The sequence below is a fragment of the Candidatus Colwellia aromaticivorans genome (genome assembly GCF_003333305.1).
Classification (GTDB): Bacteria; Pseudomonadota; Gammaproteobacteria; order Enterobacterales; family Alteromonadaceae; genus Colwellia; species Colwellia aromaticivorans.
Window position 1 is genome coordinate 127,531 of the sequence record NZ_QOLD01000073.1, and the last position, 21,215, is coordinate 148,745.

The following is a 21,215-nucleotide window of genomic DNA, read 5'->3' on the forward strand; positions in this document are numbered from 1 at the left end:
TCCCTATTTAGAATTAATTATTATTAATTGCAGTTAATATTTTTTCATGAATATTATCAAAACTGCCATTACTCATCACCACAATAGTATCGCCCATTTGACTTTCCTCAACAATTTTAACCACTAAGTCATCAATGTTTTTTTCCACAAAACATGGCGGTTGACAAGTATCAATTAAATCACTAACTGACCATTTTATTTTCTCATCTTGAAAAATAAACACTTGATCCGCTTGTGCTAAAGATAAGGGTAAAGCCGCTTTATGCACGCCAGATTTCATGGTATTTGAGCGCGGTTCAAGTACCGCCAATACCCGTCCTTTTTGAGCGCTTGTACAATTTATATTATCCACTTTTGCCCGCACGCCCGCTAAGGTTTTAGCAATAGCCGTAGGGTGGTGGGCAAAATCATCATAAACACTGATATCATTCACTACACCACGTAGCTCAAATCTACGTTTACTATTGACAAATAGAGCCAAGGCTTCAATAGCGATATGGCTTGGTACACCAGCATGACGTGCGGCAGCAATCGCCATCAATGCATTTTCAATATTAAAATCACCAATAAGCGGCCACTTCACTAGCCCCTGCTCTTCGCCTTTAAACGTTACGATGAACTCACTGCCATCAGCAATCAGTTTTTTCGCTTGCCAACCATTAGCACATGCACTGTGCTCTATAGTTGTCCAGCAGCCCATAGCTAAAGTATCATTAATCGCCATTTCATTTTTCGGAGACAAAACCAAGCCATTACTGGGAACCATACGAATTAAATGATGAAATTGTCGTTGAATATCTGATAAGTCATTAAAAATATCGCCATGATCAAACTCTAAATTATTAATCACTAACGTTCTTGGACGATAATGTACAAACTTAGAGCGTTTATCAAAAAAAGCGGTATCGTATTCATCCGCTTCAATAACAAAAAAGGGAGCGTTACCTAGTCGCGCAGAACATGAAAAATTTTGAGGTATGCCGCCAATAAGAAAACCTGGTGATAAATGTGCGTATTCTAAAATCCAAGTTAGCATGCTACTGGTAGTGGTTTTACCATGAGTACCTGATACCGCTAATACCCATTTATCTTTGAGTACATTTTCTAATAACCATTGCGGGCCAGAAATATAAGGAATATTACGATCAAGCATATACTCTACCATGACATTGCCACGAGACATGGCATTGCCAACAATAACTAAATCGGGTTCATCATTAAAATGTTTGGTTTTATAGCCTTGCTTTAATTCAATGCCTAACTCTTCTAGTTGTGTACTCATGGGAGGATAAACATGTGCATCGCAGCCGGTAACACGAAAACCAAGCTCTTTGGCTATCGCGGCAATACCGCCCATAAAAGTACCGCAAATACCAAGGATATGAAGATGTTGAATTTTATTTGTCATGGTGTATAAAAAAATCAGCTAAAATAGGATGAAACATTATGACACTTAATATACATTATACCCGTGACCTTTCAAAGTGCAGGTTGCAGTGGGAGAAAAAACGATTTAGACAAGGCTTTGATTGCGGAGCATCGTTGTTCCATGGTCAAAATCAATAACGCAGTATGAATCGTTTTTAGCCCCATCGTAGAAGAGCTTGAGCATTTTGAATGATTACGGGTATATCCCCTCAGGACAAGTAAAAACTATTAAACAAAATATGCCAACAGTAACCGTTAGTAATCTTTATATTTACCCCATTAAATCAACGATGGGTATCAGTTTGCCTCATGCAAATATTGATGAATTAGGCTTAGCCTTCGATCGACGCTTTGTTATTAGTGATAACTCAGGGCAATTTATCACCGCTCGTACGGAGCCAACACTCTGCTTGGTTACCACGGAACTTACCGAGCAAGGAATAAAGTTGTCTGCCCCAAATATGCCAACGCTATCGCTAGAATATGAAAATTTTAGCAGTCAATACCAAAATGTAAGGGTATGGGACGATGAAATAGCTGGGCAATTTTGTTCGACAAAAGCCAACTCCTGGATTAGTGAGTACTTACAACGAGCCTGTCAATTATTATATTTTGGCGAAGCATCATCTCGGATGAAAAAAACGAATACTGACGATGCACGAAAACTCGCTTTTGCTGATGGTTATCCACTGCTATTAATTTCTCAAGCGTCATTAGATGATCTCAATCAACGACTATTCGCTAATAATCAAAAAAAAGTTTCAATGGCACAGTTCCGTCCCAATATTGTTGTTGATAACTGCTTGCCATTTGCCGAAGACGGTTGGCAATACATTCGCATTGGTGATATTGAATTTAAAGTGAGCAAACCTTGCGAGCGCTGTATATTTACAACGGTGAATCCTGAAGATGGGATAAAAGATGCTCAACAGCAACCGCTAAGCACACTGAAAACGTATCGACAAACCAGCAATGGCGAAGTGTTATTCGGTCAAAATTTAATACCATTAACCAGTGGTCGCATAAAACAAGGTGATAAACTTACTATTAACAAGTCACAGCAACCTCCTAGTTTTAATCAACCTAACTCAACGGCAGTAACCGACACAGTGAATAAAAAGAAAAAAGTTACCATACAATTTGCAACTTGGAATAAAACCCAACCTGCAGATAACCAAAAAACCTTGTTAGAGCATGGAGAGGAAGCAGGATTAATTATCCCTTCTTCTTGTCGAGGGGGTATGTGTGGTCGCTGTAAGGCTAAATTAATTAGTGGCGAAGTCACTCAATTAGCTGATGAGGGTTTATCAGCAGAAGAAAAACAACAAGGCTATATTTTATGTTGTTCTAGTCTTGCGCAAAGTGATGTAGTGATTAAACATATACTCATGTCACCTCGAAATGCTCGTTTCAGCGAGAATTAAAAGGCTTAGAGGCAAGGCATTGATTAAAGATAATGGTTGTTCAGGACAATATGCTCCCGCATTGTCCATATAAGCTACATCCATGTAGCGCCATTGTCGAAATCAATAACACAGCATATAAGCCTTTAAAACTCGCCCTGCGGGGGCTTCTGAATAAATCATGCTCGTCGTTGCATCTGTTTTTAAGGGAACAATTAATAAAAAGATGCGCCTTGATCATGAATTACTCAGTAGCCCTGAAACAGACATTTTGAAGTATCATGAGTATAGATAACTGACACTAAAATCGATAGCCAACACTAAGCACCAAACGATAATCATTTGATTCTGGTGCTTCTTGCACAATAACGGCAACAGGTTTTGCAATTCGATCGAAGTAAAAGAGTAGATCAATATCTAAATCTTTAATAAACTCCAATTCAAAGCCTGATTTAAAATGATGATTTCGCGCTCCAGACTCCTCACTAACAAACTGCATTTGATAATCTAAGATATAGTCTATTTTACTCGAGATTTGATATTCAAACAAAGTACTAAAACTTAGCGCTGCACTGTCATCCGACTCATTAGCCGCTGCAGAATGGTACAGAGTACTTTGATAACTAGGTCCAACGGTAAAGTCCCATTCAATACGCTTAGTGTTTACAATATGGTAACCTAAGCTAGTACCAACGCTATGTCGAACTTTTATATTTTGCTGAAGATCACTGTAATTTTCATATTCAAGAACTCGAAAGAATATCTCCGCATTAAAAAACCAATCTAAATAAGTATTAAAACGTCGTGTATTTACCGATACATTGGTTACATCATCGTTAGATGCTTCACTATAGTTAAAAGTAAAATCAGCCCTAAGACGAGTGAAAGGCGTGCGGCGCTGTGCTTGAGCGGTCACCAAATAGTCAAGTTGATTGGAGTTACCCTTGTTGAGATCAACACCTACACTCACTTTAGCATCCCAAAGCTCTTTTCTTGTATCTGCAGCAGAAGTGATCGAAAGTAAGTCAGCTAAAGGAAAGTGTTGCTCCGTCCCTCCACTTATTAAAGTAAGGTGACCTTCTTTAACAATAAGAAACCCTTGCACAATCTGGCCATCAGCCAAGCGGATTTGTTGATCAAAACGACTACGTAGTTCGCTGATATCTTCCCAATCGAAAAACCTAACACCAAACTCATCGCTATCAAATTCAAGTTCATCATCATACATAGAGATAATGTCACCTTTGAGCCACTCATCAGAGGTTAGTTTCAACCAATCAAACGATTGACTAAAAACAGGTGTGGGTTTCTGCCAAGTAACAACACTCATGTCGTTTGATTGCGCATAAATATCACGACTCAAACCCAGAGCGATAAAAAATAAAGAAAATAAAAGCCTAATCATAAAACTAAAAAACGACACCATTAAAAACTAAAATAAAAAAAGAGCGCTAACCGGTAGCACTCTGTTACTAAGACTCTTATTTATTAAAAAACCTCACTACTGAGAGTTAAAAATCATATCCTAAACTAACCACAAAACGATAATCATTTTTTTCGGGAATATTACCAAACTCATCTGCGTGAGGGCTTTCAGTACGATCAAGGTATAAGGTTATATCAAGATCAAAATCACTAGCTAACTCTATTTCTATACCTGTTTCAAAATGATGTAAATATTCACCCGACTCATCACTAACAAATTGAACATTATATGAGGCATCAAAGTCAATTTCACCGGTAATTTCATAGGTAAAATCGGTACCCAAAGATAAACCCGGTGATGATTCACTACTCTCTTTGTCTATAGCTACATTGTTAAACTTTGTTTTTTGATAACTTGGACCGGCATTAACATCCCAAGAAGTACGACTATTATCAATGAGATGGTAACCAAGACCAATACCGTAGCTTAACCGATAATCAACATTGAGAAATTCATCACTGAAGTACTCAAAATCCGTGGCTCGTAAAAATACTCTTTGACTAAAGAACCAATCATAAGTAGATGTTAACCTAGCGCTATCAGCAGTAACAGATTCTATCTTAGTATCTTGGTCTTCATAACGACTATAGTTTGCCGTGTAATCTACTTTTAAACGACTACTTGAACTTCTTCGCTGAACTCCAGCTGTTAGGTTATAGTCAAACTGTACCGTATTACCTCGACGAAAATTAGCGCCTAATTTAATATAGCCATCCCATAAATCAAGTTCATTTTTTGCTGAAGATGCTATTGAAATTAATTCTGACATTTTATAGTTAGTTGCCTGACCATTTTGTACTAACGTTAATTTACCATCCTTTACCACTAAATAACCTTCAGCAATAGTGCCATCAATCATACGGATACTAAGTATACTTTTACTTCTTAACTCGGCAACATCTTCCCAATCAATAGTTTGCATATCAAGCTCATCGCTATCAAATTCAAGCTCTTCGTCGTACATTGAAACAAAGTCACCTTTTAACCATTCATCAGAAGCAAGCTTTAGCCAATCAAAATCCTGCTTAAATTGAACATTCGGTTTCTGCCAATCGGCTACATTCTCAGTGGCAACGGCAGTAAAAGAGGATAAGAATAAACAACAAAATACCTTTAATAAATTAATTTTCATGTGCGAACTATTTTCTTTATTGTAGTCTTGATAAGTAAGCTAGCCCTAGTATACCAGTAAGAAAGTAGAAGCAACAACTACTGCACTCCATCTGTGCATATAGATAAGTACAGTGCAAAAAAAACAGCCCACCTTAAACGTGACAACCTCAAGCAATTGATAATAAAGAATATATAAAGAAAGTGCGGCTTGGCATTTTAATTGCTCTTTCTCACGTAATTCAACTTTTACTTTTTATATTTAACAAGGAGTTACTCATGAGTGCTCAAACAGGCATAAAAATATTGTCCTTTACTGGTAAAATGAAAGTTTTACACCTCAGTTGGATGGCTTTTTTCATCACCTTTGCCGTATGGTTTAACCATGCGCCCTTATTAGCCGTTATTGCGCAAAGCTTAGGATTAAGCAGTAGTGAAATAAAAACCTTATTAATTCTTAATGTTGCATTAACCATACCTGCACGCATTATCATTGGTATGCTAACTGATAGATATGGACCTAGAATTACCTATGCCATTTTACTAGCTGTATGTAGTATTCCTTGTTTTATGTTCGCTTTGGCTGAAAACTTTCATCAAGCCGCACTAGCAAGATTTTTACTTGGTTTTATTGGTGCTGGTTTTGTTGTTGGCATCCGTATGGTAAGTGAGTGGTTTCCTGCTAACGAATTAGGTACTGCTGAAGGTATTTATGGCGGTTGGGGCAACTTTGGATCTGCCGCTGCTGCGATGTCTTTACCTGCGATTGCACTTTTTGTCACAAAGTATTTTGGTATAGATGAAGGCTGGCGCTACGCGGTTGGCTTAACAGGCTTAATGAGCTTATTATTTAGTGTTGTTTGGTATATCAACGTAACCGATACCCCTAAAGGTTCAACTTACTTTAAACCTACACAAACTGGCGCGATGGAAGTTACCAGTAAAGGTGACTTTTTCTTATTATTACTAATGAAACTACCGATGTATGGAGCATTAGCATTATTAACTTGGAAATTATCACCAGCAGGTGTTCAGTTACTTTCTGAGCAAAGTGCCCTTATTGCTTATATTTCTTTAGTGGTATTATTTATCCTTGAAGTTAGACAAACCTATAAAGTAAACGGTCATATATTTACTCAAGAAGTTCCTGAAATTCACCGTTATGAATTCAAACAAGTTGCCGTACTTAACATACTTTATTTTGCTACCTTTGGTTCTGAACTAGCAGTTATTTCTATGCTGCCATTATTTTTTGCTGATGTATTTTCTTTAGATATGGTTTATGCCGGTATGTTAGCTTCCCTATATGCCTTTATGAATTTAATGTCTCGCCCAGGTGGTGGTTGGTTAAGTGATAAATTCGGTCGTAAGAAAACCTTGCTTATTTTAACGGCTGGCTTAGCATTAGGTTATTTTGCTATGTCATCTATTGATAGTAGTTGGCCTTTAGCATTAGCCGTTGTTACCGCTATGGGCTGTTCGTTCTTCGTACAGGCTGGCGAAGGGGCAGTATTTGCTGCAGTACCACTTATCAAGCGTCGTCTAACAGGCCAAATAGCTGGTATGACAGGGGCATATGGTAATGTAGGTGCGGTTGTTTACTTAACTGTACTTTCAATGGTGAGCTATCAAGATTTCTTTTTAGTGATAGCTGCAACTGCTGTTGTTGGTTTTATCACCTTACTCTTCATGACTGAGCCTAAAGGAACAATTACCGAAGTTCGTGAAGATGGTACTGTAGAACTAATTCAAGTTCATTAAATTAATTGGGAATTAAGTGATGACCGAGGTTGCAAAGACAAAGAATGATACCGCTAATAATAAGCTGACAGATAAACTACAGTCCACAGTAGGCTTACAAGTCAAATTTGGCGGTTATTCTTGTGCTGGTATCAAGGCAGAAAACCAAGACGCCTTTGCAGCCTTAGTTCCTCCCAAGGAAAATGATCTCATATCAAAAGGCGTCATTGCCTGTATTGCCGATGGTGTTTCTAGTGCTGATAAAGCCGCTGAAGCATCGCAATTGGCTGTTACTCAATTTATTAGTGACTACTACTCCACACCGCCAACATGGTCGACTCAAAAATCTGCCGCTAAGGTTATTACCAGTTTAAATCAGTGGTTATATTCTCAAAAAAGTAGTGCTCTTGATGAAGACCATTACCTTTCTTCACAGCGACAACAGTGGTTAACCACTTTTTCGTCGATGATTTTAAAATCAGCGACCGGTTATATCTTTCATGTAGGTGATACTCGAATCACTTTATATCGCAATAAACAACTCGAAGCGTTAAGCCAAGATCATAATTGCAAGCAAGGCCATAAATCCGTCATTTTAACGCGAGCACTAGGTGCAGATTCTCGTTTACAAGTAGATGTTCATCAAGTTTCTTTGCAAAAAAACGATATTTATCTGCTTACCTGCGACGGTGTTCATGAATTTTTAACGAAAAAACAAGTTACAACATTGTTAAACACATTATCGAGTGAACCCGATAATTTAGAATTAGAGCGATTGAGTAAAGCCCTTGTTGAGCAGGCATTAGCAGCAGGTAGTGATGATAATGTCAGCTGCCTTTTAGTCATGGTTACCAATCTCCCTAATAAACAATTAGCGGAAATTGAAACCGAATTACGTAAAAAAGCGATTCCACCTGCTTTAGAAATCGGTCAAACACTTGATAGCTTTAAAATAAAAAAAATCATACATGCTAGTAATAGATCGCATGTGTACCTTGTTGAAGATAGCGATACTGGCGAAACATTAACCCTTAAAACACCATCAGCAAACTTTACTGAAGATGCACTATATTTGCAGGCGTTTTTTCGTGAAGCTTGGCTTGGAGAGCGAATAAACCACGTTAATGTTATGGCCACAAAGCCATTCGATAACAATAGTAAGTTTCTGTACCACATCAGCGAATATATTGACGGCCAAACATTAACCCAGTGGATGTATGACAACCCACACCCGAGTATTGGCCAAGTAAGAGATATTATCAAACAAATAATTTCAGCGTTACGTGCATTTCAACGCCTCGAGGTTGTGCACAGAGATTTAAAGCCTGATAACATAATGATTGACCAATACGGGCAAATCAAGTTAATAGATTATGGTGCTGTATTTGTTGCTTCATTAGATGAAAATCAAGAGACATTACTAGAAAGTGTACCGCAAGGTTCGGTAAATTATATTGCCCCTGAAACACTGCTAACGATGAAAGCAAATCATTTAAGTGATTTATTTTCTTTAGGTGTTATTTGCTATGAGATGCTAACTGGTGAGTTACCTTATAAACCAAATGTTAGAGCTAATAATAATTACACTCATTATCAGCAATGGCATTATCGCAGTATTAAACAACATAGAAATGATTTACCACTTTGGTTAGATTTAACATTGCAACAGGCGACACAAGCTAATCCTAATTTACGTCCACAGGTATTTTCTGAGTTCTATGCTAATTTGAGTAAACCTAATATCGAGGCTATTGATGAATATAAAAGCCAACCATTAATACAAAGGAATCCCGTGAAATTTTGGCAAGGAACTTCATTAGTATTATTTATTTGTTTGATGTTGAGCTTATTTTACTAAATACACTCATTTTGTTCCTCTTTAAAAAACCAAAGTTAACCGCGTATTTTGATGCCTGAATTGTGATCTATATCGCCCTATTCATCAATGGTAATAGCACCATAATCTAATTGCACGACAGCAAGTTTACCCTCAGGTGCTTTCTTAACAAAAGAAAAGTATAACCAAGTCAAATTAATCATTATAACTAGCCAATAGCAAAGTAATTTAAATAACTCAGTAATATCCGCCCTTAGACACAAGCCTACAAATTTGAGAAAGCTTGATTCAAATCAATATATATTATCTATTTAGCAAGTTGATTTCACAACTTGATTTAAATCAACTTATCAAGTCAGTGTGAGTGTAAGAATCCACCTAAGCGTACATAAAACTACATAATAAAACGTACCAATACAAATTTTAGACAATTTATAAAACATAAAATGGGACATTACTAATGAATACAAAAAATATCAACGTAAAAACATTTACGCTCTCCTTATTAACCGCTGCTATTTTATCAGCACCTGCTGCTTTTGCAGCAGATCCTGCACATGGTAAAGGCATTACTGATGCATTAGCAGATAGCAAGGTCAACTTATCTTTTCGCGCTCGCTACGAAGGTGTTGATGAAGATAATGCCAGAGATAATGCAAATGCATTAACTGTAAAAAGCCGCCTTACCATCAAAACAGGTAATTACAATAATTTATCTCTTGGTTTAGAGGTTGATCATGTGAGCGCTTTAGCTGATAACTACTGGGATAAAGTTGGCGCAGATAACAATTACTCTGTTGTTGCCGATCCTACGGGAACCGATGTAAACCAAGGCTATATTAAATACACTAGAAATGATTTCAGTGCCATTGCTGGTCGTCAACGCATTTTACATAATAACCAACGTTTTGTTGGTGGTGTTGGCTGGCGTCAAAACGAACAAACCTATGATGGTATTCGTGCTCAATATAATACAGGCGCTTTCTCAGTTGATTATAGCTACATTCATAATATCAATGATATCTTTGCTAAAAATGTCAGTGGTGATTTTCATTTAGCTAACCTAGGCTACAAAATCAATAAAGCTCATAAAGTTGCGGCTTTTGCTTATATTTTAGATTTTAAAACCGGTGCAGCCAACTCTAGTAGCACATACGGCGCACTTTACAACGGTAAATTTGGTCCTGTACTTGTTAATGCAAGCGCAGCAAGTCAAAGTGACAATGGCAAAAATCCTAACAGTTACACAGCAACATACTTAAATGCTGAAGTAGGCTATAAATTTAGTACTGTTACAGTATTAGGTGGTTATGAACTATTAGGTAGTGATAATAATGTTGGTTTTAACACGCCCCTAGCAACTAAACATAAATTCCAAGGCTGGGCAGATAAGTTTTTAGGCACGCCTAAAGAAGGTATGGAAGATATTTACCTTACAGTAAAAGGTGCTGTCTCTGGTGTTAAATTAGCAGCAACTTACCATGATTTTTCGTCTGATGTAGGTGGCATTGATTTTGGTAACGAATTAGATTTAGTTGCTAACTATAAAGTAAATAAAAACTATGGCGTTTTAGTGAAGTTTTCTAACTATAGTCAAGGTGATGTTTACGGAAAACTTACTGATACCAATAAATTGTGGTTACAAGCTACCGCTAAGTTTTAATTAGCTATAGTAAGATAGTAAGCTACAAGAAAAGTTTAAAAGGCACCTAACGCGAGTTAAGTGCCTTTTCTTATGCATAGTTTTCTTGCTTCTTCTCTTTCGAGTAAAATTCCGATTGTCCTGAGCTTGTCGAAGGATTAGAATAGCCGCGGTTTTCATAGTTAGGCTTATCGACTTTGTTATTAATGATCGACAATTACGACTCTTTCACTTTCAATCTGGTGCATTATTTTCAAGCGCTAGGTCAAGAGGTAAAAGTTTTTCGTCATGACGAAATCAGTTTAGTGGAAATTGAAAAACTAAACCCTGCTTACCTAGTTATTTCTCCCGGCCCTTGTGATCCTGACAATGCAGGAATATCTTTAGCTGTGGTAAAACACTTTGCCGGACGCATTCCTTTGCTAGGCGTATGTTTAGGACATCAGTGTATTGCTCAACACTTTGGCGCTAAAATAAAAAAAGCACAAAAATTAATGCATGGTAAAACGAGTGCAATTAAACATGATGGCAAAGGATTATTTCAGCGGCTAAAAAATCCTTTACGCGTTACTCGTTATCATTCACTTATAGTTGATGAACAATCACTTTCTGATGAATTATCCATCACTGCTTGGAGTATTAATGAACAAGGCGATAGAGATGAAATAATGGCGTTGCAACATAAGCAGCTCGCGATTTGTAGTGTGCAATTTCACCCCGAATCAATTTTAACCGAACAAGGCCAAGCGCTTTTACAAAACTTTATTGAGTTATACAAAAGATAATTACATAAAATTAATGATTTATTGGTATAAACCGATAAACTTACACTATTAACGCCCATTTTAACTAACTACGATAGCCACGAAGCATTATGCAAATTTTTGAACTTAACGACATCATTTCATCTATACACCAACGTGCGTTAAGTTTGTCTATTAGTAAAGACTTTGCTGACCAACAAGATGGAAAAATCAACCTTGTTAATCACCAAGGTAGTGAACAAGAAAATCGTCGCCGTGAATTATTAAGCGTTGAAAGAGAAGCCCAACAGGAAAAAATTGTTGCTGCGTATGGTGAAAAGCATTTTCGCAACCAAGTAACAGACACATTCTATGAACAAGTTCGCAACCAAGTTAATAAAGAATTTGATAATAAAACCCATTTATACCATAACATTTTATGCATTGAAGACGCTGCGCCAGCCATTCTAGAATTACTGTCGTTACGAGCGACATCAATTAATAAAATACAACCATTATCTTCCTCTTTACTCTGGCTTGCCACAGACTTAATCAGTTTAGTAAACAAGCCTCAATATCGAAAACGAGCCGATGTTCAAGTGAACGATGCAAAGTTAGCATTAAGCTATATTGGTTTAGATAACTTAAAGTTGGTTATGCCTACATTTATTCTTAAACATTGGCTACCTAATAGTACTGCTCCCTACGGCTTAATGAAACGAAAATTATGGAATGATAGTCTATCAGTAGCGCTCGCTGCCCGCGTATTAGCCAAAGATAAAAAACTAGATTGGTATACTGCATTTACCACCGGCATGCTGTCAAACATAGGTCAATTAGCGGTGACACGATGCTTTTTAAATACCTATAATGATATGTATAAAGATGCATTACATCAGGCCGTCGAAGACAAAGACAAACTATTACATAATGTACTGGTTAAAATTGATAATTCACCTGGGTTATTGTTAGAGCAACTGACCTTACGTAGTAGCAAATTATCGGCGGACTTAATCGAATTAATGAACTTTACTCGGCTCCCTATCACCGGAGCAATGTTTGATTTAGCTTATAGTGAGAATGTTGATGAAATGTCTCCTATTGCACAAGTCGTTGCTAAAGCAAAAGTGTATGTAAATTATCGTAGTTTAAGTAATGCTAACTTAATTAATGATGATGAAATGAGCCTTTTATTCGAGACGGTAAAATTGAGTGAAAAAGAAATTTCTTTATTAAATAAAAGTGATATTGACCACATAAAGTTAAAGTTTAACTAGGGTCTGTATATTGAAATAAGATTATTTTTGATTATTTATGAAATCCCCCTCGCTATAGCATTTATCAACCAAGCACTTTCCCACTAACAAAAGTACGTCCCTGGCTAATTTACTGACTATCTATAAATATTCACAAAATTTGAATAAAACCTTTAACCCTTTATTTTCACTAGGCTACAGAGTTATTAAATAAGACAACTTTCCTTTGTTCTGTCATACTTATACTGAATGAAATAATGAATGAAATAATGAATGACTCAATTCCATTCATTACTTCAATTGGTCTTACTGTCTATTTTTGAGCGCTAACCTATAATTAAAGGCAATAAATTTCCTTGCTTATTATACTGAAGTTAGTCATTTCGTTACAAACACTCCACCAATCAATGAGGATTTTAAAGATGTCAGAACACTTTCCTGTAAGCCGCGATACATTTGATGATGTAATGGTACCAAACTATGCACCTTCTGCTGTTATTCCTGTACGTGGTCAAGGCTCTAGAGTGTGGGATCAACAAAATAAAGAGTATATCGATTTTGCGGGCGGTATTGCAGTGAGCAGTTTAGGACATTGTCATCCGGCTTTAGTTGGTGCGTTAAAAGAGCAAAGTGAAAAAATTTGGCATGTATCCAATGTTATGACCAATGAACCTGCACTACGTTTAGCTAAAAAATTAGTCGATACTACCTTTGCAGATAAAGTTTATTTTGCTAATTCGGGTGCTGAATCAAACGAAGCCGCATTAAAATTAGCGCGTCGTTGGGCGATAGATGTTCATGGCAGTGATAAAACTCAAATAATTGCCTTTGAACAAGGTTTTCATGGTCGTACTTTTTTCACCGTAACCGTTGGTGGCCAAGCGGCATATTCTGATGGTTTTGGTCCAAAACCAGGTGATATCGATCATGCCGAATATAATAACCTAGAAAGTGTTAAAGCATTAATTTCAGATAAAACTTGCGCAATTATGGTTGAACCATTACAAGGCGAAGGTGGTATTGTGTCGCCAACAGCTGGCTTTATTCAAGGCTTGCGCGAATTATGTAATGAACATAACGCATTGTTAATTTTTGATGAAGTTCAAACAGGCGCTGGCCGTTTAGGTGAACTTTATGCCTACATGGATATTGGCGTCACACCAGACATTTTAACTTCAGCTAAAGGTTTAGGGGGCGGCTTCCCAATTAGCGCTATGCTAACCACTACGGATATAGCCAAGCATTTAAAAGTTGGTACTCACGGGAGTACTTATGGTGGAAACCCACTGGCTTGTGCTGTTGCTGAAGCGGTTATTGATACAATTAATACGCCCGAAATACTTGCTGGCGTAAAAGCTAAAGCACAACTTTACATAGATGGCTTAAATGCAATTAATACTAAATATAACGTTTTTAGTGAAATTAGAGGTAAAGGCCTACTCATTGGCGCGGTATTAAACGAAAAGTACCAAGGTAAAGCTAAAGACTTTTTAGATGCCGCGATGGCCGAAGGCGTAATGACCTTGGTTGCTGGTGCAAGTGTTATACGTTTCGCTCCGTCATTAGTTATTCCTGATGAAGATATTATTGAAGGTTTAGCGCGTTTTGAAAAAGCAGTGGTTTCATTAGCATCTTGATACCAATTGAAGTAATGGATTGACTAATTCATTATTTGGTTTGGTTTAAATAAACAGTACTGCTTAATACCCTAAGTAACGTTCATGTGGTAGTACATAAATGTTACTTGGGTTTTATCTAATCATCGAGAACTATTTATGATTATTATCCGCCCTATTAAAGCAACTGATTATAACGATTTACATCGTATTGCCATTGATTCAGGTTATGGCTTTACTTCATTGCCTGTAAACGAAGAAATATTAAAAAACCGTATTAATCACTCAGAAGAATCTTTTCGTTTACAGGTTTGTGAGCCAGGTAATCAAGGTTATTTATTTGTCATGGAAGACACCCAAACAGGCCAAGTAATTGGTACTACGGGTATAGAAGCGGCTGTCGGGTTAGATAATGCTTTTTATCATTATCACTTAGGTAAGGTTGTACATAGTTCACGTGAACTAAATATTCACAATACCGTTGAAACACTCGCTTTATGTAATGACTATACTGGTGCTACCGAAATTTGTACTTTATTTCTGCAAGAAAGTCATCGAAAAGATGGTAATGGTCGATTCTTATCACGCTGTCGATTTTTGTTTATGGCTGAACATAGCGAGCGCTTTGCAAATTGTGTTATTGCTGAAATGCGTGGCGTTAGTGATGAGCAAGGTAGATCCCCTTTTTACGATTGGCTTGAAGAGCATTTTTTATCTATCCAGTTTACAAAAGCCGATTATCTCACCGGTATAGGTAATAAGGATTTTATAGCTGAATTAATGCCTAAATATCCCGTATATGTCAGTTTATTAAGCAAAGAAGCTCAGCAAGTAATTAATAAGGTACATAATAATACCGTACCTGCGCTACGCTTACTTGAAGCGGAAGGTTTTTCTCGTCGAGGTTATATCGACATTTTTGATGCTGGCCCGACCGTTGAAGCAGAGCTGAAACAAATAAGAGCGATTCGTGATAGTCATAAGTATCAAGTGTTAATTGATAATGCATGCGGTGGTGAAAGCAACCAAAAATACATTATATGCAATACCAAGGTTCAAGATTTTCGCGCAACACAAATAAAATTAACATTACGTGAAACCGCAAATCAAGTGGTGATCACTAGCGATATAGCAAATGCACTACAGGTAAAACAAGGAGACTGGGTTCGCCTTATTAGTAACTAATACCAATTGAAATAATTAATTGAACACTTGGTATAACAGCCTAAATTTAATAGGAATAAATATGTCTACCAATTATTCAGATAAAGTTCAGCTTATTAATGGTCAATGGCAAGCAGGTTTAGGTCATGACGTTAACTCTGTTAATCCTGCGCGTAACGACGTTATTTGGCAAGGAAAAACCGCATCTCCTGAGCAAGTAGAGCAAGCGATTAATAGTGCACGCACTGCCTTTGAAAGTTGGTCAACTATCAGTTTTGATGAGCGTGTTAGTATCATAACAAAGTTCGCTGAATTACTTGGCGAAAATAAAGAAGCATTAGCAAATACCATCTCCCTTGAAACAGGGAAGCCTCGCTGGGAAACACTCGGTGAAGTAGGTGCTATGGTAGGTAAAATCAATATTTCTCTGAACGCTTATAAAGAACGTACAGGTACGGTTGAAAATCCGATGCCCGGAGCCAAAGCTTTTATTCGTCATAAACCTCATGGTGTTGTCGCCGTATTTGGTCCTTATAATTTCCCTGGACATTTGCCAAATGGCCATATTGTGCCTGCGCTTATTGCCGGAAATACCATCGTATTTAAACCCAGTGAATTAACGCCAAAAGTTTCAGAAAAAGTATTGAAAATTTGGTTGGCTGCTGGTATTCCTGCTGGTGTTATCAACCTTGTACAAGGTGAAATAGAAACGGGTAAGGCGCTGGCAAGCAACAAAATGATCGACGGACTATTCTTCACAGGAAGTTCAGCAACTGGTCACTATTTACATGAACAATTTGGCGGACAGCCGGGTAAAATATTAGCCTTAGAAATGGGTGGTAATAACCCACTTATCGTTAAAGAGGTTAGTGACATAACTGCTGTTGTTCACGACATTATCCAGTCGGCCTTTGTAACTACAGGTCAACGCTGTACTTGTGCTCGTCGTTTATTTATCGAAGAAGGCGAGCAGGGTGAGGCTATATTAACCAAGTTAATTGAAGTAACTAAAGCATTAACTATTGGCTATTATGACGATGAAGAACAACCATTTATCGGTTCGATGATTTCAGAAAAAGCAGCTTTAAGTTTAGTCGCCGCGCAGAAAAAATTAATTGATTTAGGTGCTAGTTCAATCATTGAATTAAAACACCTTGAAGCAAATACGGGCTTTATTTCTCCCGGTATCATTGATGTAACAAATATTATTGCTGATGTTCCAGATGAAGAATACTTTGGCCCGTTGTTAAAAGTATATCGTTACACTGACTTTGACGCCGCCATAGATGAAGGAAATAACACTGGCTTTGGGTTATCCGCTGGCTTACTAAGTGATAGTGAAGCTTTATACAATCACTTTTTTAAACGTATTCGGGCTGGTATTGTTAACTGGAACAAACCTATTACAGGCGCTAGTAGCGCCGCACCTTTCGGCGGTATAGGGGCTAGTGGTAACCATAGAGCGAGTGCTTTTTATGCCGCTGACTATTGCGCTTATCCTATTGCTTCAGTGGAAGCTAATAAAGTGTCATTGCCTGTAACATTAAGCCCAGGCATTAAGCTTTAACATGTTAAAAGATACTTTTATTAACTTTTATAGGAATAATTATGACTGCGAAAGTAATAGCCCTTTTTGATAAAATTTGGCAACAGTATTTAACCGTTACTCCTTCGGCAAATAAAATTCACCACTTACTTGGTAATGGCAATGACGTGATTAATGATCATGTCGCTTACCGTACGTTCAATATTGAAAAAGTGAACTTAGCTAAATTGGCAAAGCACCTTATTTCAATTGGCTATACTGAATGTGGTCAATATGATTTTGCTGATAAAAAATTAACTGCTAAGCATTTTGAACACAGCACTAGCACTATGCCAAAAGTATTTATCAGTGAATTGCGGGTTGAAGAGTTTTCGGCTGAAGTACAAGAAATCATCCATAATCTCGTAAATCAGCTACCTAAAAACATTAGTGAAAAAGCTGATTTTCTCTATTGTGGTCGGCCTTGGAAAATAAGTTCAACTGACTACAATACATTACTAGCGACAAGTGAATACGCAGCATGGCTAGCCGCTTGGGGTTATCGTGCAAATCACTTTACTGTTAGCATAAACCATCTTGATGGTTTCGACTCTATTATTGATGTTAATGACACGCTTAAAAAAGCCGGCTATACCTTAAACAGTGCTGGCGGTGAAGTTAAAGGTGATGAAACGGTAAAATTAGAGCAGTCATCCATTTTAGCAGATAAAGCACTGGTTGAGTTTTCTGATGTAACCAGAGAAATCCCCAGTTGCTTTTATGAGTTTGCTAAACGTTATCCATTAGATAACGGTGAGCTTTATACGGGTTTCGTTGCTGCTTCTGCCGATAAAATTTTTGAAAGTACAAATACTACTTATACCCATGATACTTCAAGATGTGCGTTTCAGGGCAGCTGAACGATTCATGATCAAGGCGCATCTTTTTATTAAGGGTCGTTCCCTTAAAAAGAGATGCAACGAAGAACATGATTTGATCAGGGGCCCCTGTAAGGCTGGTTTAGAAACGCTTTATGCTACGTTATTGATTTCGACAATGGAACAACCATTATCTGCAATCAAAGCCTTTCCTAAAAACGTTTCTAACTCCAGCTGAATCCGACGTGTTGAAGTAACATGGGTATAACATGCTATAAGCGTAATTATCAGGGTGAGTTAACTCACCTTCTATTTTCTACTTGCTTAACCCGACAAAAAAATTGTAGAGTTACAGCTATATAATCTGTTTATCACACTCAATAGGTATTCAAACAATTATTATGGTCACAGATACTGAAGGTTATATTCATATTATCGAATATTTAACTGAGCATTTAAACTTATTTGAAAATATCGTTGTTACAAACAAAAGTGCTGATACCGTAATGCACGTTATTGAAATTGAATTAAGTGAACAAATCATTTCAGTCTGTGGTCAAAATGTAGGTTTAAGCTTTAGTCAACGTAATACTATTATACGTGAAGTTGACGCTATCGTTTATGATCTTGGAGAAATATTCTCAGGAATAGTAGATAATCCTACGACTGAAGCACAACGTCGGTTTATCAAAGAGTTTGCAACATTAATCAAAAACTTATTCGATAACGAAATTAATATCTTACGGACCAAAAATTCATAAAATATTTAGGAAATTACACCTTCGTTGATGTGATAAGTTTACACAACGACCCTACAAACCATCAACGGTTGCACCGTTGGAATTAGTCATCATCTATCAATCATCATAGAATAACTATCAATGAACGAAATAACTTTATTTGGCTTCAATAATTTAACTAAGAGTTTAAGTTTCTCCTTATATAAATTGCATTACCTTACTAATCAGCAAGAACGTTATAACCTGTTTATTAAAGAGCGCTATAGCGCTGACAATCTCAATACCGTACTGACTAAAATATGCCATGCTATTGGGGGGAATGTATTAAATATTGCCAAACAAGATTACCAACCTCAAGGTGCAAGTGTTACCTTAATGATATCCGAAGAGTCACAAGCCGAACCGTTATCCAAGTCTACTTCTGAATCACTCGTTGCCCATTTAGATAAAAGCCATTTGTGTATTCATACTTACCCTGAAGAATCACCACAAAATGGTATAGCTATTTTCAGAGCCGATATTGAACTATCAACCTGTGGTATTATTTCACCACTAAAAGTGCTTAATTATGTTATTGAATCGTTTGATGCTGATGTTATTGATATTGATTATCGCATTCGTGGAATGACCCGAGATAAGCATGGGGAAAAGTTATTTGTTGATGATAAATTGGATAATATTAGTGATTACCTTAGTGCTGAACTAAAAAACACTTTTAAAGTAGAAAGCCATAACCTAATCGCACACAACTTATTTCACACTAAACTATGTAAAAATGAGATTGCTGTTAATGATTACTTGTTTGAGTATAATCGAGCTGATTTAAGCACTACCCAGCAAAATGAAATAAAAATTCAAATAGAGCGAGAGTTGCAACAGCTATTCACAAACTCCGCATAACTCGTAACTAGATACTATTAACTCGCAACTATATTTACAAATCACTCATCCAATCGAGCTGCTTATTTGCCTGTGTTTTACGTTCAATCAAATCACGAATAAGTGGTGTTAAGATCAACTCCATGGCAAGGCTCATCTTACCCCCTGGCACCACTAATGTACTAACCCGTGACATAAATGATCCATCAATCATCCGCAGATAATACTGAAAATCGACATTCTTTACTTCACGAAAACGGATAACAACAAAACTTTCATCCAAACTTGGTATAGCTTTAGCGCTAAAAGGGTTAGAAGTATCAACGGTAGGAACTCGCTGAAAGTTAATATGGGTACGTGAAAATTGCGGGGTAATAAAGGAAATATAATCTTCCATACTCCGCACTATACTAGCAGTAACAGCTTCACGGCTATGACCACGTTTTTTTGTATCTCGAACGATTTTTTGGATCCATTCTAAATTAACAATAGGAACCATACCAATAAGTAAGTCAACATGCTTAGCGACGTCGTTATCTGCAGTTACCACCCCGCCATGTAGACCTTCATAACATAAAAGGTCAGTGCCTTCACCCAACTCTTCCCAGGGGGTAAATGTGCCGGGCATTTGGTTATAGGGCACTGCTTCATCAAAAGTATGCAAATAACGGCGCATCATGCCTTTACCCGTTTCTCCATAAGTTGAAAACAATTTTTCTAAAGCATCAAAATCATTAGCTAAATCACCAAAATAACTAATATTTGAACGCGCTTCTTTCGCTTTACGTTTTTCAAGATCCATTTCTTGGCGAGAAAAACGATGGAAACTATCCCCTTCAACATTAACTGAGCTTACTCCCAACGTCCTAAATATATGCTCAAATGCAGAAGTGGTCGTTGAAGTTCCTGCGCCAGACGAGCCTGTGATTGCAATAATAGGATTACGTGAAGACATATTCGTAGGACTCAACAGATAGATTAAAAGTTAGCTATTTTACACGGGTAATTTTTAATAAGGTCAATAGGTAAGACTTAGCCAAACTTATGTTAGAGATATAACCATCTATTCTTAGGGTATTTACATTTACAATGTTCAAATATAAACCGACTGAAGTCTATTTTATTGGGGTAAACATGAGCCCCTACTATTAATATATTTCATTACCAGTATAGTAGCCTAGCTATTTTAGCATTATGTTAACATTAATAGTAATAAGCTTTGCCTATTCTAGTTATTCACTGGATAGCATAAGTTAAATACTGATATTAATAATGATATTCCGTTTACACGAGACGTCCATAAAGTAGTCATTGATTTTATTCAAAGTTTCGATTTTACTACTATAAATAAAAGAAATCCTTTATTAACCCAGCATTTTTATTTAATCAATTCAAAATATTTTTTAGTCTAAAACAAAAAACCGAGCCTAAGCTCGGTTTTTTAATTCTTACAAAGTAAGCTAGTGCTTAAGCTTCTGCTGACTCTTCAACTACTTCAGGAGCATCTTCTACTACTGGGCGGTCTACTAATTCAATATAAGCCATAGGCGCTTTATCACCAGTACGGAAACCACATTTTAAAATGCGAGTATAACCACCTGGACGCTCTTGGTAACGTGCACCAAGTTCGTTAAATAAAAGACCTACTACTTCTTTATCTTGTGTACGAGCAAACGCTAAACGGCGATTTGCAACACTGTCGGTTTTAGCCAATGTAATCAATGGCTCTACTACCATACGTAGTTCTTTAGCTTTAGCTACAGTCGTT

At 37.0% G+C, this 21,215-nt stretch carries 17 protein-coding genes; 12 read left to right on the plus strand and 5 right to left on the minus strand.

The genetic code is table 11. The features are described from left to right. Positions 1–13: 13 nt before the first annotated feature. Positions 14–1,408, minus strand: coding sequence for a UDP-N-acetylmuramate:L-alanyl-gamma-D-glutamyl-meso-diaminopimelate ligase (mpl, locus tag DWA31_RS12080; protein WP_114326832.1), 1,395 nt, complete (start codon positions 1,406–1,408; stop codon positions 14–16). A gap of 196 nt (positions 1,409–1,604) precedes the next feature. On the opposite strand from mpl, the gene DWA31_RS12085 reads away from it, so the two are divergent. Beyond that, positions 1,605–2,852, plus strand: coding sequence for a YcbX family protein (locus DWA31_RS12085; protein ID WP_136037993.1), 1,248 nt, complete (start codon positions 1,605–1,607; stop codon positions 2,850–2,852). Between the two features lie 280 nt (positions 2,853–3,132). Here DWA31_RS12085 and DWA31_RS12095 read toward each other — a convergent pair whose 3' ends face one another. Together DWA31_RS12095 and DWA31_RS12100 are read right to left on the minus strand one after the other, a co-directional pair. After that, positions 3,133–4,194 (minus strand): DUF481 domain-containing protein, encoded by a 1,062-nt coding sequence (locus tag DWA31_RS12095; protein WP_245942606.1) that lies wholly within the window; start codon positions 4,192–4,194, stop codon positions 3,133–3,135. A gap of 148 nt (positions 4,195–4,342) precedes the next feature. Further along, positions 4,343–5,449: a DUF481 domain-containing protein gene (locus DWA31_RS12100; RefSeq protein ID WP_114326835.1), complete on the minus strand. Its 1,107-nt coding sequence runs from the start codon at positions 5,447–5,449 to the stop codon at positions 4,343–4,345. 257 nt (positions 5,450–5,706) lie between these two features. On the opposite strand from DWA31_RS12100, the gene DWA31_RS12105 reads away from it, so the two are divergent. The 11 genes from DWA31_RS12105 (at position 5,707) to speD (ending at position 19,468) form a co-directional block, all read left to right on the plus strand. Beyond that, positions 5,707–7,188: a NarK family nitrate/nitrite MFS transporter gene (locus tag DWA31_RS12105; RefSeq protein ID WP_114326836.1), complete on the plus strand. Its 1,482-nt coding sequence runs from the start codon at positions 5,707–5,709 to the stop codon at positions 7,186–7,188. A gap of 19 nt (positions 7,189–7,207) precedes the next feature. After that, the gene (locus tag DWA31_RS12110) at positions 7,208–9,025 is read left to right on the plus strand and encodes a bifunctional protein-serine/threonine kinase/phosphatase (RefSeq protein ID WP_114326837.1); all 1,818 of its coding nucleotides are present in this window, start codon (positions 7,208–7,210) and stop codon (positions 9,023–9,025) included. Positions 9,026–9,464: 439 nt separating this feature from the next. Continuing rightward, positions 9,465–10,667, plus strand: a complete 1,203-nt coding sequence (locus DWA31_RS12115; protein WP_114326838.1) for an alginate export family protein — start codon at positions 9,465–9,467, stop codon at positions 10,665–10,667. A gap of 176 nt (positions 10,668–10,843) precedes the next feature. Beyond that, a complete protein-coding gene (locus DWA31_RS12120) occupies positions 10,844–11,431 on the plus strand; it encodes an anthranilate synthase component II (RefSeq protein ID WP_114326839.1) in 588 nt (195 codons plus the stop codon). An 89-nt stretch (positions 11,432–11,520) separates the two neighbouring features. Beyond that, positions 11,521–12,666, plus strand: coding sequence for an HDOD domain-containing protein (locus DWA31_RS12125; protein ID WP_114326840.1), 1,146 nt, complete (start codon positions 11,521–11,523; stop codon positions 12,664–12,666). 401 nt (positions 12,667–13,067) lie between these two features. Beyond that, entirely contained in the window at positions 13,068–14,282 is a 1,215-nt protein-coding gene (locus DWA31_RS12130; protein WP_114326841.1) for an aspartate aminotransferase family protein, read from the plus strand. Positions 14,283–14,420: 138 nt separating this feature from the next. Next, on the plus strand, positions 14,421–15,446 hold the full coding sequence (gene astA / locus DWA31_RS12135; RefSeq protein WP_114326842.1) for an arginine N-succinyltransferase: 1,026 nt from the start codon (positions 14,421–14,423) through the stop codon (positions 15,444–15,446). A 61-nt stretch (positions 15,447–15,507) separates the two neighbouring features. Then, entirely contained in the window at positions 15,508–16,992 is a 1,485-nt protein-coding gene (gene astD / locus DWA31_RS12140; RefSeq protein ID WP_114326843.1) for a succinylglutamate-semialdehyde dehydrogenase, read from the plus strand. A 41-nt stretch (positions 16,993–17,033) separates the two neighbouring features. After that, entirely contained in the window at positions 17,034–17,870 is an 837-nt protein-coding gene (locus DWA31_RS12145) for a DUF1338 domain-containing protein (RefSeq protein WP_114326844.1), read from the plus strand. A 359-nt stretch (positions 17,871–18,229) separates the two neighbouring features. After that, entirely contained in the window at positions 18,230–18,589 is a 360-nt protein-coding gene (locus tag DWA31_RS12155) for a DUF3802 family protein (RefSeq protein ID WP_114326846.1), read from the plus strand. 120 nt (positions 18,590–18,709) lie between these two features. Further along, on the plus strand, positions 18,710–19,468 hold the full coding sequence (gene speD / locus DWA31_RS12160) for an adenosylmethionine decarboxylase (RefSeq protein WP_114326847.1): 759 nt from the start codon (positions 18,710–18,712) through the stop codon (positions 19,466–19,468). A gap of 34 nt (positions 19,469–19,502) precedes the next feature. On the opposite strand, the gene DWA31_RS12165 is transcribed toward speD, so the two are convergent. Beyond that, entirely contained in the window at positions 19,503–20,402 is a 900-nt protein-coding gene (locus DWA31_RS12165; protein WP_114326848.1) for a phosphoribulokinase, read from the minus strand. Between the two features lie 512 nt (positions 20,403–20,914). After that, positions 20,915–21,215 (minus strand): 50S ribosomal protein L17 (gene rplQ / locus DWA31_RS12170; protein ID WP_114326849.1); only part of this gene is annotated, 301 nt, incomplete at its 5' end.